The following is a 16,084-nucleotide window of genomic DNA, read 5'->3' as shown; positions in this document are numbered from 1 at the left end:
TTTGATGATAAATGCATGACAGTTTACTGACATGAAAAATAAAAAAAGCATGCTGATGACAGCATGCTTTTTTCTTAAATCCTAGTAACTCTTAGCGATTTTGCAATTTTGCATAATCCATGAGTACATTAGCAGCTTCAGTCACAAAAGTTTCTTCTTCTGGTAACGCTGGACGTTGCGATGCTTTCATTTTAGCGCGAGATTCAGCTAGAGCATCTAATGAAGCTTGATAGCTTTCCCAGTTTGCAAAAGGCTTTTGACCCGTTGCAGCACGGCGTTCATTCTCTGCATCTAAAGTTTGTTTCTCTAAACCAAGTAATTCAGCACGGCGCTTATCAATATCAAGTACCACTTGTTTTTGATCACTCGTCACCTTAGCAATCGCAGTACGTTTATTTAGATATTTAAACTGAGCGTCATTACCAACACGTTGTTCAGAGAATTGAGACAACTTTGTCACATAAGGCTGAACAGAACCTTCACGTTTAAATGGTGCAGTAGGAATTGTGTCCCACTTCAATGCATTCTTCGATTTACGCTCACCAAACTCTTCGTTATAGATATCAACGAGTTTAATGTCTGGTACTACACCTTTATTTTGTGTACTACCACCAGTAATACGATAGAACTTACGCTGAGTTAAAGTTGCTTGACCATATGCCAGAGTATCAAGTTGTACCTGAGCTGTACCCTTACCAGTTGTTGTACTACCAATAATAATACCGCGCTCATAATCTTGAATTGCAGCAGAGTAAATCTCACTTGCCGATGCAGATGCCAAGTTCACCAATACCGCGAGTGGGCCTGTATAAATTTGCTGACCGCCATCGTTATCTTCAAAAACACTTACGTTGCCATTACCATCACGAATTTGCACAACTGGACCAGACTTAATCACCTGCCCCAACATACGTGCAACTTCTTCTAATGAGCCACCTGGGTCATTACGTAAGTCAATAATAATACCTTCTACTTTCTTCGCTTTTAGCGCTTCAAAAGCATTTGCAGTATCTTCAGAAACTGAACGGTATTGTTGACCTGCACGACGTGAACGATAGTCAAAATAGAATGATGGAATTTCAATTACGCCCAACACATGCTTTTTACCATCACGTGTCACTTCAACTGTGCGTGAACGAACACCCGCATCTTCTTCTTGAATAACATCACGTACTAAAGTCACGTTACGTGCCTGACTCATTGATGCGCCAGCACCAAGAAGTTTTAGCGTGACTTTTGTTCCGCGTTTACCACGAATAAGCCCAACAATTTCAGAACTTGTCCAGCCAATCACATCAATCATTTTCTCGCCTTCTTGGGCGACACCAATGATTCGATCTCCTGATTTCACTTGACCAGACTTACTTGCAGGACCACCTTCTACAATGGTTTCAATCTTGGTGTAATCTTCGTTGCCACGTTCTGGACGAATCGACACCCCAATACCTTCGAGTTGCAAGGTAGTTTGGCGATTAAGTTCGATCGCATCAATTGGCGGGTAATAGTTACTATGTGGATCATAGGTCGCCAACATTGCATTTAATGTTTTGTCCAAGACGTCATCGCTTTTTACACGACTAATTCTTTCAAGCTGACGTGTATAGCGTTTAGTTAACGTTTGAGCTGGCGTTAAATCTTCTGGGCCAGTTAAGTCTTGACCATCAGCAAGCGAAGGATTTTCTTTAAGCGCTTTTTGTTTCGCCTGCTCTTCTTCACGGCTAATGGTTAAGTTGATTAACTGTGAAACCAACATTTTGCGCCAATGATTTTGTTGCTCAGCAGTCGTTTTAAAATACGGTGCTTTTTCACGATCAACTTCAATATAACTATTAGGCTGCTTTAAATTTTGCTGTTGTTTTAACTCAGCTAACATGAACTCATAAAATTGTTTTAAGCGTTCACGATATTGCTGATGAATTGCAAACGGTCCAGTTAAATTCCCCGCTTTTAATGAAGCACCAAAATTTGAACCATATAGTTTTTTATAATTTTGAACTTCAGAATCTAGAAATAATGAGTGATCTGGATCAAGACTATCTAAATACATATCCAGAATACGATTTGATGTGGTCGCATCCAGACGCATATTTAAATAATGTTGACGATCAACTAAAGTTGCCAGTTGGCGAGCCACCAAAGCCTGTTCTTGCGTTGGCTGGATTGATTGAGAAACCGCAGCAGTATTGGTTGCCGCTCTCGCTTCATTCATCGTATGAGAGAAGAATAAACCGCCAGTCGCGATCGCTACTGCACAAGCTATAGTTTGAAGTTTCATAAATTTTTAATACTTCCTTGGGTGTTCCTATCTTACACGCTCTGTTTTCGATATGAACTAAGCAGATTCAAAATCTTAACCAACTAAATTGTTTATACCGTGTAGTTTTATCATATTCTGTACTGACAAAATGTAGCAAAACATTGCAAAATTCGCTTATTGTTTTTCAATCAAAATTCAAATGGAACCAATATGATTGGCGCATTGATGCTGGACATCGCCGGCACAGAACTTACTCAAGAAGATATTGAACTATTACGCGCTCCGCAAGTCGGTGGCATGATTTTATTTGCACGAAATATTGAATCTCCACAACAAGTCCGTGCTTTAACCGACCATATGCGTCAAATTCGTCCAGATATTTTAATTGCTGTCGACCAAGAAGGTGGCCGAGTTCAGCGCCTAAGATCAGGTTTTACCTTATTACCGGCCATGGGTCGTTTTGGGGAGTTATATTTAACTCAACCTCAAAAAGCACTTGAGCTGGCTGAGCAGTGCGGTTGGTTAATGGCAACAGAAGTCCTTGCAGTCGGCATCGATTTTAGTTTTGCACCAGTTTTAGATCTTAATGCAATTAGTGACGTGATTGGCGACCGTGGCTTCTCTAAAAATATTGAAGATATTGCCCCACTTGCAGGCGCATTTATGCAAGGCATGAAAAAAGCTGGAATGGCAAATACGGGCAAACATTTCCCAGGCCACGGTTCTGTGAAAGCCGACTCTCATGTTGCTGCTGCAATCGACAGCCGTAGCTATGACGAAATTTATAACCATGATATGCAAAGCTTCATTAAGCTTATGCCTCAACTTGATGCGCTCATGCCAGCACATGTGATTTATGATCAAGTTGATCCAAATCCAGCAGGTTTTTCACCTTTCTGGATTCAAGAAGTTCTACGCAAGCGTTTGAAGTTTGATGGTGTACTTTTCTCTGATGACTTAAGCATGCAGGCTGCATGTGTCGCAGGTGGTGCGGATGCTCGTATTCAGGCTGCTCTAGCAGCTGGGTGTGACATGGGGCTGGTGTGTAATGATCGAAGTGCAGCCTGTACAGCGCTCGAAGGTATTACAAACTTAGCACTGCCAAATCAACTGCGTTTAGAACGCATGCGTGGCCAAATTCCACAAATTCAGATTGGTGAAACTTTATCGCTTGGAAATGAGTGGCAAGCTGTCAAAACAGCCATTGAAGAGTTTAAAAATTCGATTTAAGTTAGTAAAAATTTTAATTGGCTACAAAAACCTATTCACTATCTGATACGCGGTTAAGTCATACGCAACCTGAGCAATGCAAAAGCGTTAGCGCTTTCGCATTGCGCAAGACAAACGAAGTGCGTAGCATTTACTCAAGCATAGCTTTCGTTTTACGGTACGGCAAAGATAATTAATCTTTGCTATTCGGACCTCAGGTTTTGGTTACTTTCCCCGAAAGAAAAGTAACTCCAACTGAAAGTTCATCCCAAAATGCTAACCTAATTGACAGGACTCCGTCATGCAGGTTCATTCAACATCAATGCAGTAAAAACTCTTCATTTTATAAATAATGAAGATCACACAAAAACAATAAATCGAGTTCAGGACGAATGACACAACAACTTTCAAAACACCGCCACATCTCTTTTACAGCCCACTATACGGGTTATATCTGGTATCAAATGGGGATCTCTCATGAAGCACTTGCCACAACCAAAGGCAAATCACTGGCATATTTGGTTCATCCGATAGAATCATGGGCAGAGAAATATGTCGGCGGTAGCATGCGTACCACGCTTAAACAACGCCACACCATGCTTGATCACCATTTAGAACAACTCATTCAAGAAAGTCCTGATTTACAAGTTCTAGAAATAGCATGTGGTCTGTCTCCACGTGGCTGGTGGTTTAGACAGCATTACCCTTCAATTACCTATCGGGAGCTTGATTTACCCGATATGGCACAAACCAAACAAAATGCGTTACAACAAATTGAAAAAAATGCACCTGAAATCTTATCAGTTGATTTATTTACAGATGCTTTTGCACAAGCATTTGAAGTATTTGACCCTAACCGCCCATTGGTTGTAATCAGTGAAGGCTTGATTAACTATTTCGACAAAGATTTATTAAAACAATTGATCCAATCGATTGGCCACTATGGTGCTACTTTTAAAAAGTTTCACTATTTAACCGACCTCTACCCTGAACCAATTAAAAACAAACTTGCCAGTATTATCTGGAATAGCAGTAAATTATTGAAATTAATGTCTCGAAGCTCGTTTAGTTTTCACTTCAAAAGTCCACAAGAAGTTAAAGACTTTTTTAAAGATACAGAGTTTGAGCAGGTTACTATTGAACAGCCACAAATATTTTTTGGGCAAGTTTCTCAAGATAGCCATGAAGAGCATTTAGGCGACTTAGTCTGGATTATTCACTCTCAAATAAAATAATAAATATAAAAAATGGAAGCTCGACATCAACGAGCTTCCATCTATAACTATATTATTAAGCTGCTTGTTTTTGACGAGCAATAAAACGGCTTAACCGATCAGCAAGCTCAAAACTACCATGTTTAAATAAAGCACGTATTCCTTGTTCAGCAGCTTCAAAGATTAAACATTCAATCGAGAAAGGACCTTCTTCATCTTCTAAATGCAGTGCCAAATCACGTGGATGGTCATTCACAAAATCAAGCTGCGAAACATCATCCATTTTTAAATACATCCCAAAGAAAGTCACATCAACAATCGTCACTGGCACTTCTGTTTTACATTCACGGTGGCTCAGTTGAGTGTTCGGTTGCAAAACTGGAACCCGCTCTTCACCACGGCGTTCCATCTTTTGCATCTGGTCACGCGTCATTGGAATAATCCCATCCAGATTGTGGATAGATTCACCCTTCAAGAATGAAGTGAACAAACTCATGGTTTCTTTACGACGCTGGAGCTGTGGCACATGATCAGCATTTGCAATAAGGGCAAATTCCATATCAGGACATTGTAAAGCAAAGTTCGCATTTTCATGAGGCAAAGTAAAACTGTCGTATTGCCCTGCTGCAACCAACGTTTTGCACTCTGGAATAGGTACATCTGTTAACCGCAAAAGGCGATTACAGTTAATTTCATAACGTTCTCGCTCAGTCCCAGTAAACTCGGCCATTTGCCTAAAAAATAACTTTTTAGCGGTTGGTGACATACGAGTTTTATCTAATTTTGCATGATTCACCAAATACAAAATCACAGCTTGCCCAAACTCCTCCATGCGGTTTTCTTGCATGAGTTTGAGCGACTCTTCCAAAATCATTCGCCAACTTTTACGAGTCTTCTGCATAACTCCCATCAAGATCATACGATCCATCAAATCTGGGCGTTGATGAGCAAAACAAGAGGCAATCACGGACCCTAAAGACATTCCCATTACAGAAACTTTTTGTATTCCAACGATATCTAACCAACGTCCTAACATTTCAGATAAATCAGGAAGTTCTAAAGTACCCGCAGATACTCCTGTATCGCGATTGGTAATTTGCTGATTTGCACCCATTGAAGGTAAGTCAATTAAAATAACCGGACCACTTTCAAACAATTGTTCAACACAATATTTATAAGAATTAAAATTCTGGAAAGCACCACCAACAATCACAATCGGCGTTTTGTGAATCGTTTTAGGATCGGCAATTGCCATATATTCAATTTTCCAACCGTCAATCCATGTTGTACGAGCAGGTTGTTTAAAACTATCTCTATGGTAGATATCGAAAAAGCCAAAACCGGCATAAGCTTGGTTGATCTCCGAATCCATTTGAATAATGGAATTCATATCCTTGCTTCCTCCTTGCTGTAATTTTTTTATGCTGCAAGAGTTCCTTCTTGAACACGTAATCTTTTATGCACAAAACTTTAAAATTTGTATTAGTTTGTATTGCACAATAACATTCTAAACAATTGTCTGAAATATACGCAATCGCTGAAATGACCGCTCATCTTGTTTAAGTCGCTAATAGTTTGCAAAATATTTAAATGTTTTTTTATAGCGGTCACATTTTTCAAAAAAAGCCATTCATTGTTCCGCATTTGACTGCTACTATCTTACTCATTGGTAAATGATTAAAAAATGCTATGCAAGATTCAATTGAACAATATATGCAAAAAGTTGGGCAACAAGCACGCGAGGCCTCACGCGTCTTAACAAGTGCTTCTACCTCACTAAAAAATCATGCACTCTCTGCTATTTATACTGCTTTGGAAAATAATCAAGCAGCAATCTTGGCGGCGAATCAAATCGACATGGATAAAGGTCGTAGTAACCAGCTCGACAGTGCCTTACTTGATCGTCTTGAGCTTACGCCCGCACGCTTTAAAGGGATGTTGCAAGGTTTAAAAGATGTGATCGCGCTTGTCGATCCAATTGGGGAAATTACTGATCTTGCATATCGCCCCACAGGAATTCAAATTGGAAAAATGCGTGTACCTTTAGGTGTTGTTGGTATGATTTACGAATCACGTCCAAACGTAACACTTGAAGCTGCATCTTTAGCGATTAAATCAGGCAATGCCATTATTTTACGTGGCGGTTCAGAAGCACTCGAGTCAAATAAAGCAATCGCAGAAGCAATTAAGCATGGTTTAAAAGTTGCCGGTTTACCTGAGCATTCAGTACAAGTCATTGAAACTTCTGACCGTGCAGCTGTTGGTCACCTCATCACCATGGCTGAATATGTAGATGTAATTGTTCCACGTGGCGGTAAAAGCTTAATTGAGCGTGTAACCAACGAAGCGCGTATTCCGGTGATTAAACATCTTGACGGTAACTGCCATGTATTTGTTGAAGCACAGGCAGACTTGCAAAAAGCATTACCAATTACTTTAAATGCCAAAACACATCGTTATGGCGTTTGTAATGCGATGGAAACTTTGCTCGTTGATGAAAAAATTGCAGACGTTTTCTTACCACGGATTGCAGAACTCTATGCTGAAAAACAAGTTGAGTTACGTGGCTGCCCAGAAACACGCCGTATTTTGGGTTCCTCTGTAAAACCTGCGACAGAAGAAGATTGGTATACCGAATATTTAGGGCCAATTCTTGCTGTCAAAGTAGTTAGCGGTATTGATGAAGCAATTGACCATATCAACAAATATGGTTCACATCACACTGATGCCATTGTGACTGAAAACTATACTTTGGCTCGTCAGTTCTTGGCTCGTGTAGATTCAAGCTCAGTTGTAATCAATGCTTCAACTCGTTTTGCTGATGGTTTTGAATATGGCTTAGGGGCAGAAATTGGTATCTCTACAGATAAAATCCATGCCCGCGGTCCTGTTGGCTTAGAAGGCTTAACTTCTCAAAAATGGATTGTGTTAGGTGACGGTCAAATTCGCCAATAATTAATCTATGAGTTCAAACAAAAACGCCTGATCAATATCAGGCGTTTTTTATTATTCAAGTTATTAATTAGAAAATAAAGTCGGTGTTCACGAATTTAGAATAGTGCTCAGACACCATAGAGGCCAACATGCCTTTGCTGTCATCTGTCTGTTTAGCAGCAATCATAGAACGGATAGAGAATGCTCGAAGTGCATCATGCACAGACAGTGTGCCTTCCGCAGAATCTTTACGACCACCGAACGGGAATACATCAGGGCCACGCTGACATTGACAATTGATGTTTACACGACAGACCTGATGGACCAACGGATCAACTAAATGACCAATTTGCTCAGGGTCACTACCAAAAATACTCACCTGCTGCCCATGATCAGAAGTAGTGACATATTCCAGCACAGTTTCAATATCATCATAAACAGAGACTGGAATCACTGGACCGAACTGTTCTTCGCGATACAGCCTCATACCTTCAGTCACTGGATAAACTACGGCTGGATAGAACATGGTTTTGCAGAACTCACCACCTTCCGGATTAACTACTTTTGCCCCTTTAGCCACAGCATCTTCAATGACTTCAGTCATGTAGGTCGTACGGTGCATACCTGGTAATGGCGTAATAAATACACCTTTTTCCCATGGCATCCCCACTTTAAGTTTGGCCAGCTCAGCCGTTAAGCGGTTAACAAATTCATCTGCTATTGAACGATGTACCATCAACATTTTGAGTGCGGTACAACGCTGACCATTAAACGACAATGCACCCAGCAGACACTCTTTCACTGTTAGATCCAAGTCGGCATCTGGCAGAATAATGGCTGCATTCTTCGCATCCAGCCCCAAAATCGCACGCAGACGGTGAGATTTAGGATGTTGCTTCTTCAAATGATCAGCTACTTTACTAGAACCAATCAGTGCCAGTACATTAATTTGCCCAGATGCTAGTAGATGGGGTACCACTAGAGAACCTGGTGCATAAATGGTATTGATCACACCTTTTGGAAATGAATCACGAAACGCTTCTAGTAACGGTTCAAACAACAAAGTCCCGAATTGAGGTGGTTTAAAAATAATGGTATTCCCCATCAGCATGGCTGGGATCAGAGTTGCAAAGGTTTCATTCAGTGGGTAGTTGTATGGTCCCATACACAACACGACACCTAATGGAGTACGACGAATTTGACCAATCGTACCTTCAGCAATTACAAAGCGGGAGTTGGCATTATCTAAATCTTTCAGGGCATCAATCGTTTGACGCATGTAGGTAATCGTACGGTCAAATTCTTTCTCTGAATCCGCCAAGCTTTTGCCAATTTCCCACATGATCAGCTTAATAATCAGATCTCGTTGCTCCACCATGCGCTGAATAAAATTTTGCATACAGGCAATGCGCTCACCAACCTTCATCATTGGCCATTCGCCACGACCATTGTTGTAAGCCCTTACCGCTGCTTCTAGTGCTTCATCGCTTTCTTTTTCGCCCATGACCGGATAACTACCAAGTTCAACTTGCTCTAGGCTACCGTCAGGCTGCTGAATCCAGATTGGAGATAATGTTTTCTTGGTTGCACCAGCCCATAACTTCAACTCACCATCTACGAGTGAAACACGCTGATGAATTTGAGAGGGCAGACGCACACTTTCAGGAATACCGTCAACTACTGGGAATTTATGCTGTAAATTATTTAACTGATTCATTCTTCTTAATACCTTATTATTCGTATGTCTTTTATATATCCCCGAACTGTCCACTGTAATCAGGTCTTATTCGGGTCAATATCACTATTATTATCCGTACTCACCTTGCTTGAACCGTAAACCACAAGGTGAATATCTTAAAGCGTTGATAACCTTTCTAGATGAATTTACCCCCGACACACACTATCAGTCACCCCTAGCTTCTGGATGACTTGTTCAATGATTTGTTCTGGTGTGAGAGCAATATCAATAGCAATTGCTTCATTCACATCAGGTTCCTCTAATGTGTCTAGCTGAGTTTGTAGCAACGCTGGGTCAAAAAAGTGACCTGATCTTGCTGCAAGTCGTTGCTGTAATAACTCATAAGAACCTTTTAAGTACACAAACTTAACATTCTGGTCCTGCCCTCTTAAAATATCGCGATACATGCGTTTTAAAGATGAGCATGTAAAGACAGCCGTTTCACCGTCTCTTTGTTTGGTTTCAATGACCTGACGAATTGCCTGTAACCATGGCAAGCGGTCTTCATCAGTTAAAGGGATACCTTGACTCATCTTACTTTTATTTGCAGCTGAATGAAGCGTATCGCCATCAAGGAACTCACAAGCCAAACGCTCTGATAACAACTCACCAATCAGCGTTTTACCTGTTCCACAGACACCCATTGCAATCACAATCATGGATTACTCACCTTTAATTATAAAATAGTGCTAAGCAGTAGCGTGAAAGATAAACCCAACACTGAAATGATCGTTTCCAATACCGACCAAGTCTTGAGCGTCTGTCCCACTGTCATACCGAAATATTCTTTGATTAACCAGAAACCTGCGTCATTTACATGTGAGAAAACTAATGAACCTGAACCTGTGGCAAGTACTAAAAGTTCTGGCCTAACTGCGACACCCGCCGTAGCTGCAATTGGAGCGACAATACTACACGCTGTAGCCATAGCCACCGTTGCCGATCCTGTTGCCAAACGAATCAGTGCTGCAACAAACCAGCCTAACAATAACGGCGATAAATTTGCCTTCAATGCTGTAGAAACAATCTCATTAGAAATACCGGTGTCACGCAAAATGCCGCCAAAACCACCACCAGCACCTACAATCAACATAATCCCAGCAATAGAAGCTAAACATCCGCCGCAGAATTTTTCAATTTGTTCACGGTTAAAGCCCTGCATCGTACCAAAGGTAATAAAGCTGACCAGCACGGCAATGAGTAATGCGATATCAGAAGTACCAATAAAACGTAGCAAATCGTTTGCGAAAGTTTGTGGTGCAAAGAACAGATCAGCCCAGCTTCCAACCAACATTAATACTACAGGCAGCATAATTGTGAATAAGGTAATCCCAAAACTTGGTAGCTCACGAGTTCTATTCGTATCTGCTTCAATAAACTGCTTCGCTAACGGGTTATTCTCAGGCAATTTGACGTATTTGTTGATCCACAGTGCATACAGTGGTCCAGCAACAATTGCCGTTGGCACACCAACGATCAGACTATAAGCAATTGTTTTACCAATATCAGCATGATAAGCCTGTACTGCCAACAATGCCGCTGGATGTGGTGGAATTAAGCCATGCACAACCGATAAACCGGCAACCATTGGCAAGCCAACAACCAATAAAGATTTACCTGTTCTTTTTGCGATATTGAATGCAATTGGAATGAGTAGAACGAAACCTACTTCGAAAAATACGGGAAGGCCAACAATAAGGGCAATAAACATCATGGCCCAGTGAATATTTTTCTCACCAAACCACTTAATTAAAGTAATTGCTATTCGCTCTGCGCCACCAGACTCGGCCATCATTTTACCGAGCATCGTTCCTAGTGCGATTACAATCGCGAGGTGACCTAAGGTTTTACCAGTACCAGCTTCATAAGACTTAACAATATCACCCATTGGCATGCCAACAGCCAAGGCTAAACCGAGTGAAACAATAATGAGAACTAAAAATGGATAAATTCTAAACTTCGCGATCATGACCACTAAAGCAATAATCGCGATTACAGTGTAGATCAGTAACATGCCACCCTGAACCGTCTCCATGGGACACTTCTCCTTGGAATAATTATTTAGGCACACTGCCTAAACAAGGGTCTTCAACCACAGTAATTCCTACTGTTAAGACATTAAATTTTTATATTTAGGTGTGATCAGCACAAACCGGTCACATCAATACAGCCTTTAAAGCACATAGAATGCACTTCATTTTTTATAAATATTGTCTACATTTACAAAGCTCTCAACTGACTCGCAATTTGTGCCAACCGAGTAATTTCAGCCCAGTCTTGGGCAGCTACAGTAGCTTTAGGTGTTAACCATGAACCACCTACACAAACCACGTTAGGTTGCTTTAAGAAATCTGGTGCTGACTCTGCAGTAATTCCACCGGTAGGGCAAAAACGTAGGTTTGGAAATGGACCATAAAATGCTTTTAGCATCTCAACACCGCCAGCCTGTTGAGCTGGAAAGAACTTCACAATGTCATAACCCAATTCAATCGCTTGAATTAGGTCACTTGGTGTCATCACACCCGGCAATAGAGGTAAGCCAGCATCTTGCGCAGCCAAATGTAAGTCTTTAGTCAAACCAGGAGATACACCAAATTGAGCACCTGCTTTTTTGGCTTGCGCACAGTGTTCTGGTTTGGTAATCGTACCTACACCCACCACAATGTCATCGGCCAACTGGCTAGCACGCTCAATAGCAGCAAGACCAGCAGCGGTACGCAATGTGATCTCGAGAACTTTTACGCCACCTGCATGTAAAGCACGTGATACATCTTCACCTTGCTCGGCAGAATCAAATGCCAATACAGGAATGACTGGGCCTAATTTGACGATATCTTCAATTTTAATCATTATTTTTCAGTTCCTTTGATTCAAATCTGCTCTGGTGAATTTTCACCAACCAATGCACCAAATACAGATGCTCCATGTTCAGCTGGCGCAGCAGCAGCACGGAAAACACCAAATAATTCACGGCCAAAGCCAACTTCGTTTTCTGCCTGATGTTCTGGTTGAGCAACAGGACGCGACTGCCATACATCGTCATCTATTTCAACATCAAGTACGCCAGCCTCAGCATCAATAATCAACATATCGCCTGTTTGCACTTTAGCAATCGGCCCATTTAGTAAGGCCTCTGGAGATAAATGAATCACCGCAGGAACTTTACCTGAAGCACCAGACATACGCCCATCAGTGACTAAAGCAACGTGGAAACCTTGATCTTGTAAAACACCCAACACAGGCGTTAAACGATGCAATTCAGGCATACCATTCGCACGCGCACCTTGGAAACGAACAACTGCAATAAAGTCTCGATGTAATTCACCACGATCAAATGCAGCTTGCACTGCTTCTTGAGAATCAAACACAATTGCCGGAGCTTTAACTTTACGATGTTCTGGCGCAACAGCAGAAATCTTGATCACGCCACGGCCAAGGCGACCTTGCATTAAACGCAAGCCACCATCTGGTTGAAACGGCGCATCAATGCTACGTAGAACTTTGTCATCAAGGCTTTGAACCACACCGTCAACCCAAGTGAGCTTGTCATCAATCAGTTTTGGTTCTTTGGTGTAGTGCTGTAAACCTTTACCAGCTACAGTCGTTACATCGTTATGCAACAGGCCAGCTTCAAGTAAGTTACGAATGAGGAAAGCGACCCCACCCGCAGCTTGGAAATGGTTTACATCAGCCTTACCATTTGGATAGATTTTTGCGAGCAATGGAACAACAGCCGACAATTCATCGAAGTCATCCCAGTCAATCAAGATGCCAGCCGCACGAGCAATCGCAATCAAATGCAAAGTGTGGTTGGTTGAACCACCTGTAGCGAGTAACGCCACAATACCGTTTATAATTGCTTTTTCATCGACAACATGACCAATTGGCGTGTAGTTTCCACGCTCAACTGTTAAATCAAGTACACGAATCGCCGCTTCTGCGGTGAGTGCATCACGTAATGGTGTATGAGGATGAACAAATGCGGCACTTGGCAAATGTAAGCCCATTACTTCCATCAGCATTTGATTACTGTTGGCTGTACCATAAAAAGTACAAGTCCCTTGCCCATGATAAGCAGCTGACTCAGCTTCTAACAAAGCATCTCGGCCAACCTGACCCGTTGCAAATTGCTGACGAATTTTGGCTTTCTCATCGTTAGATAGACCACTGGTCATTGGACCAGCTGGCACAAAAATAGTAGGTAAATAGCCAAACTGCAAAGCACCAATGAGCAAGCCCGGCACGATCTTGTCACAAACACCAAGACATAAAGCTGCGTCAAACATGTTATGAGACAATGCAATCGCTGTACTCATCGCAATGGTTTCACGAGAGAACAATGACAGTTCCATGCCAGCATTACCTTGGGTAATACCATCACACATCGCAGGAACACCACCTGCAAACTGCGCTACTCCCCCATTTTCGCGAGCGGCATTTTTAATTAAATCTGGAAATGTTTTATATGGTGCGTGAGCCGACAGCATTTCGTTATATGAAGATACGATGCCAATATTTGGTTCACGGCCTACTTTAATAATTAATTTTTCATTATCGTCCATACTGGCAAAACCATGAGCCAGATTGGCACATGAAAGTGCTCCACGAGCAGGAAATTTGCCTTGTGCATGTTCAATACGTTGTAAATATGCAGAACGAGTTTTTTGACTACGTGCGATTACACGCTCGGTCACTTTTGCCAATACTGGATTCGGCAAGTCCATGCTGGACGCTCCTGTACAACCGGATAAGCCGGAACATAAAAATAGACCAAATGATATATTTCATCATCATTTGATAAGGGGAAGGGACAATATTATTAAGGCAAAAAGCGACATGCAAGCCCTAGTAAATTTTACGGTAATACCGGAGCATGGGTATTAAATACAAATTATGTTTAAGTTTTAAACAAGAAGCTGGTTTTATTTTTGACTATATTTACTGGTATATTAGCTTCTAATAACTACGAGAAAATTCTCATAATATCAAAGCAATAAAATATTCTTATAAATGTATTTATACCGGCTTTTTTATACTAAGTTTTATATTAAAAATGTTTATGATTTATATATTTTAACCTATATATAAACGATTAAAATTTAATTTCATTTACGTATATTATTTGTAATACTCCCCTCTAGTTTGATTAAAATAACAGCATGTCTTTTTTCTTAAAAAATTTATACCAAATATTTGAAAAATACATTAAATAGAAATTTACCTTTCATAAATATATACAAAAAACTCGTTTCAACACGCATAAAAAAACAAGGAATACAGTGGTTAAGCTTTATACTGGACAAATATTAGTTACAAATAATTTGATGGTCGATAGTGCTTAAGTCTAATGGGCTAAAGTCTATCTTGGACAGAAAAACAACACATGTTAAAACATGACAACCCGTTCAATCTGTATCGAAAAATAATACATGTTGAACAGGAAGTTAGGAAAACTATTTTAAATCAGGACTTGGGTATTTCAACGTGGCTACATCAGTATTAGTTATCAATTGCGGCTCTTCATCTATTAAATACGCACTGGTTTCAGAGCGTCGTGAAGATCGTATTTACGGTTTAGCAGAAAACTTGGGGGCAGCTGATGCTCGTATTAAGGGAATTACAGTAGGTGGTGAACCACTTGAACTTTCAATCCCTTATGCTGACCATGCCAAAGCTTTAGAAACTTTACTTGCACGTCTTGCCAACTACAAACCGCAAGCAATCGGACATCGCGTTGTACACGGTGGTAGTTTAACCAAAGCAGAATTACTCACTCCTGAAATTATTGAACGTATTCGTGCTGCGACACCTTTAGCCCCACTTCACAACCCAGCACATTTAATTGGTATTGACGCAACCGTACGTCTATTTCCTGAATTACCTCAAGTTGCCGTATTCGACACTGCATTCCACCAAACCATGCCACCGCATGCATATCGTTATGCAATTCCTAAATTTTTATATACTGACCATAACGTCCGCCGTTATGGCTTCCATGGTACAAGCCATGCTTATGTGTCTGATAAAGCGAGTGAACTGGCAGGTAACCTGAAAAAAGGTGGATGGTTAACAGCCCACTTAGGAAACGGCAGTTCAACTTGCGCAGTGTGGAATGGACAAAGTGTTGATACCTCTATGGGCCTCACTCCACTTGAAGGCGTAGTGATGGGAACCCGTAGTGGTGATGTTGATCCAAGCTTACATAGCTTCCTTGCGAAAAACCTCGGTTGGGATTTAGCAAAAATTGATAAAGTTTTAAATAACGAAAGTGGCTTACTAGGCTTATCTCAACTGTCTAATGACATGCGTACAGTGATTGAAGCTGCTGAAAATGGTAATGAAGATGCTTGTCTTGCAATTGAAGTGTTTAGCTATCGCCTTGCAAAATCACTTGCTGCATTAAGCTGTGGCTTACCAACTTTAGACGGCTTAATCTTCACGGGTGGTATTGGCGAAAACTCAGCTTATATTCGTGAAAAAACCTTGGCTTATTTACCTCATTTTGGTTTGCAGCTTGATAAAGATCAAAACAATAACTTAAAACGTGGCACTGAAGGCCGAATCGACAATGGAACAGGACCACAAATTTGGGTCATTCCAACAGATGAAGAAGGTCGTATTGCCAAAGAAACTCGTCAAGTTGTTGAAGCGGCAGAAAATGCTGCATCTGTAGCAAGCCTTGCTTAATTAGAGCTCAGCGAAAATACGATATTCGTTTATTTATAGGTTTAT

12 protein-coding genes are annotated in these 16,084 nt (G+C 41.0%); 5 read left to right on the top strand and 7 right to left on the bottom strand.

The features are described 5' to 3' along the window. Positions 1-91: 91 nt before the first annotated feature. Positions 92-2,275 (bottom strand): carboxy terminal-processing peptidase, encoded by a 2,184-nt coding sequence (locus tag RMA94_RS04060; protein WP_039764409.1) that lies wholly within the window; start codon positions 2,273-2,275, stop codon positions 92-94. A gap of 192 nt (positions 2,276-2,467) precedes the next feature. Here RMA94_RS04060 and nagZ point away from each other — a divergent pair, with 192 nt between their 5' ends. Both nagZ and RMA94_RS04050 read left to right on the top strand, forming a co-directional pair. Further along, a complete protein-coding gene (nagZ, locus tag RMA94_RS04055) occupies positions 2,468-3,487 on the top strand; it encodes a beta-N-acetylhexosaminidase (protein WP_311081944.1) in 1,020 nt (339 codons plus the stop codon). Positions 3,488-3,858: 371 nt separating this feature from the next. Continuing rightward, on the top strand, positions 3,859-4,701 hold the full coding sequence (locus RMA94_RS04050; RefSeq protein ID WP_311081943.1) for a class I SAM-dependent methyltransferase: 843 nt from the start codon (positions 3,859-3,861) through the stop codon (positions 4,699-4,701). 55 nt (positions 4,702-4,756) lie between these two features. On the opposite strand, the gene RMA94_RS04045 is transcribed toward RMA94_RS04050, so the two are convergent. Next, a complete protein-coding gene (locus RMA94_RS04045) occupies positions 4,757-6,070 on the bottom strand; it encodes an alpha/beta hydrolase (protein ID WP_311081942.1) in 1,314 nt (437 codons plus the stop codon). Positions 6,071-6,369: 299 nt separating this feature from the next. Between RMA94_RS04045 and RMA94_RS04040 the strand changes: the two genes are divergently transcribed. Continuing rightward, positions 6,370-7,635 (top strand): glutamate-5-semialdehyde dehydrogenase, encoded by a 1,266-nt coding sequence (locus tag RMA94_RS04040; protein WP_063098079.1) that lies wholly within the window; start codon positions 6,370-6,372, stop codon positions 7,633-7,635. Between the two features lie 67 nt (positions 7,636-7,702). On the opposite strand, the gene RMA94_RS04035 is transcribed toward RMA94_RS04040, so the two are convergent. The 5 genes from RMA94_RS04035 to edd form a co-directional block, all read right to left on the bottom strand. Continuing rightward, positions 7,703-9,331 (bottom strand): NADP-dependent glyceraldehyde-3-phosphate dehydrogenase, encoded by a 1,629-nt coding sequence (locus tag RMA94_RS04035; RefSeq protein ID WP_057070021.1) that lies wholly within the window; start codon positions 9,329-9,331, stop codon positions 7,703-7,705. 167 nt (positions 9,332-9,498) lie between these two features. Further along, positions 9,499-10,011 carry a gluconokinase gene (locus tag RMA94_RS04030; RefSeq protein ID WP_017398806.1) on the bottom strand — a complete coding sequence of 171 codons (513 nt, stop codon included), beginning with the start codon at positions 10,009-10,011 and terminating at the stop codon, positions 9,499-9,501. A 17-nt stretch (positions 10,012-10,028) separates the two neighbouring features. Continuing rightward, positions 10,029-11,387 (bottom strand): gluconate:H+ symporter, encoded by a 1,359-nt coding sequence (locus RMA94_RS04025; RefSeq protein ID WP_002115035.1) that lies wholly within the window; start codon positions 11,385-11,387, stop codon positions 10,029-10,031. A 185-nt stretch (positions 11,388-11,572) separates the two neighbouring features. Then, positions 11,573-12,202 (bottom strand): bifunctional 4-hydroxy-2-oxoglutarate aldolase/2-dehydro-3-deoxy-phosphogluconate aldolase, encoded by a 630-nt coding sequence (eda, locus tag RMA94_RS04020; RefSeq protein WP_009390833.1) that lies wholly within the window; start codon positions 12,200-12,202, stop codon positions 11,573-11,575. A gap of 20 nt (positions 12,203-12,222) precedes the next feature. Continuing rightward, positions 12,223-14,076 (bottom strand): phosphogluconate dehydratase, encoded by a 1,854-nt coding sequence (edd, locus tag RMA94_RS04015; RefSeq protein WP_311081940.1) that lies wholly within the window; start codon positions 14,074-14,076, stop codon positions 12,223-12,225. A 659-nt stretch (positions 14,077-14,735) separates the two neighbouring features. Here edd and RMA94_RS04010 point away from each other — a divergent pair. After that, entirely contained in the window at positions 14,736-14,855 is a 120-nt protein-coding gene (locus RMA94_RS04010) for a hypothetical protein (protein ID WP_005804223.1), read from the top strand. Next, positions 14,837-16,039, top strand: a complete 1,203-nt coding sequence (locus RMA94_RS04005) for an acetate/propionate family kinase (protein ID WP_276124338.1) — start codon at positions 14,837-14,839, stop codon at positions 16,037-16,039. The genes RMA94_RS04010 and RMA94_RS04005 overlap by 19 nt, the downstream gene beginning before the upstream one ends. The last annotated feature ends 45 nt before the right edge of the window (positions 16,040-16,084 follow it).

The sequence above is a fragment of the Acinetobacter sp. V115_6 genome, assembly GCF_031799025.1.
Lineage (GTDB): Bacteria > Pseudomonadota > Gammaproteobacteria > Pseudomonadales > Moraxellaceae > Acinetobacter > Acinetobacter pittii.
Note: the sequence above shows the minus strand (reverse complement) of the source record. Positions and strands in the feature narration are given on the sequence as shown.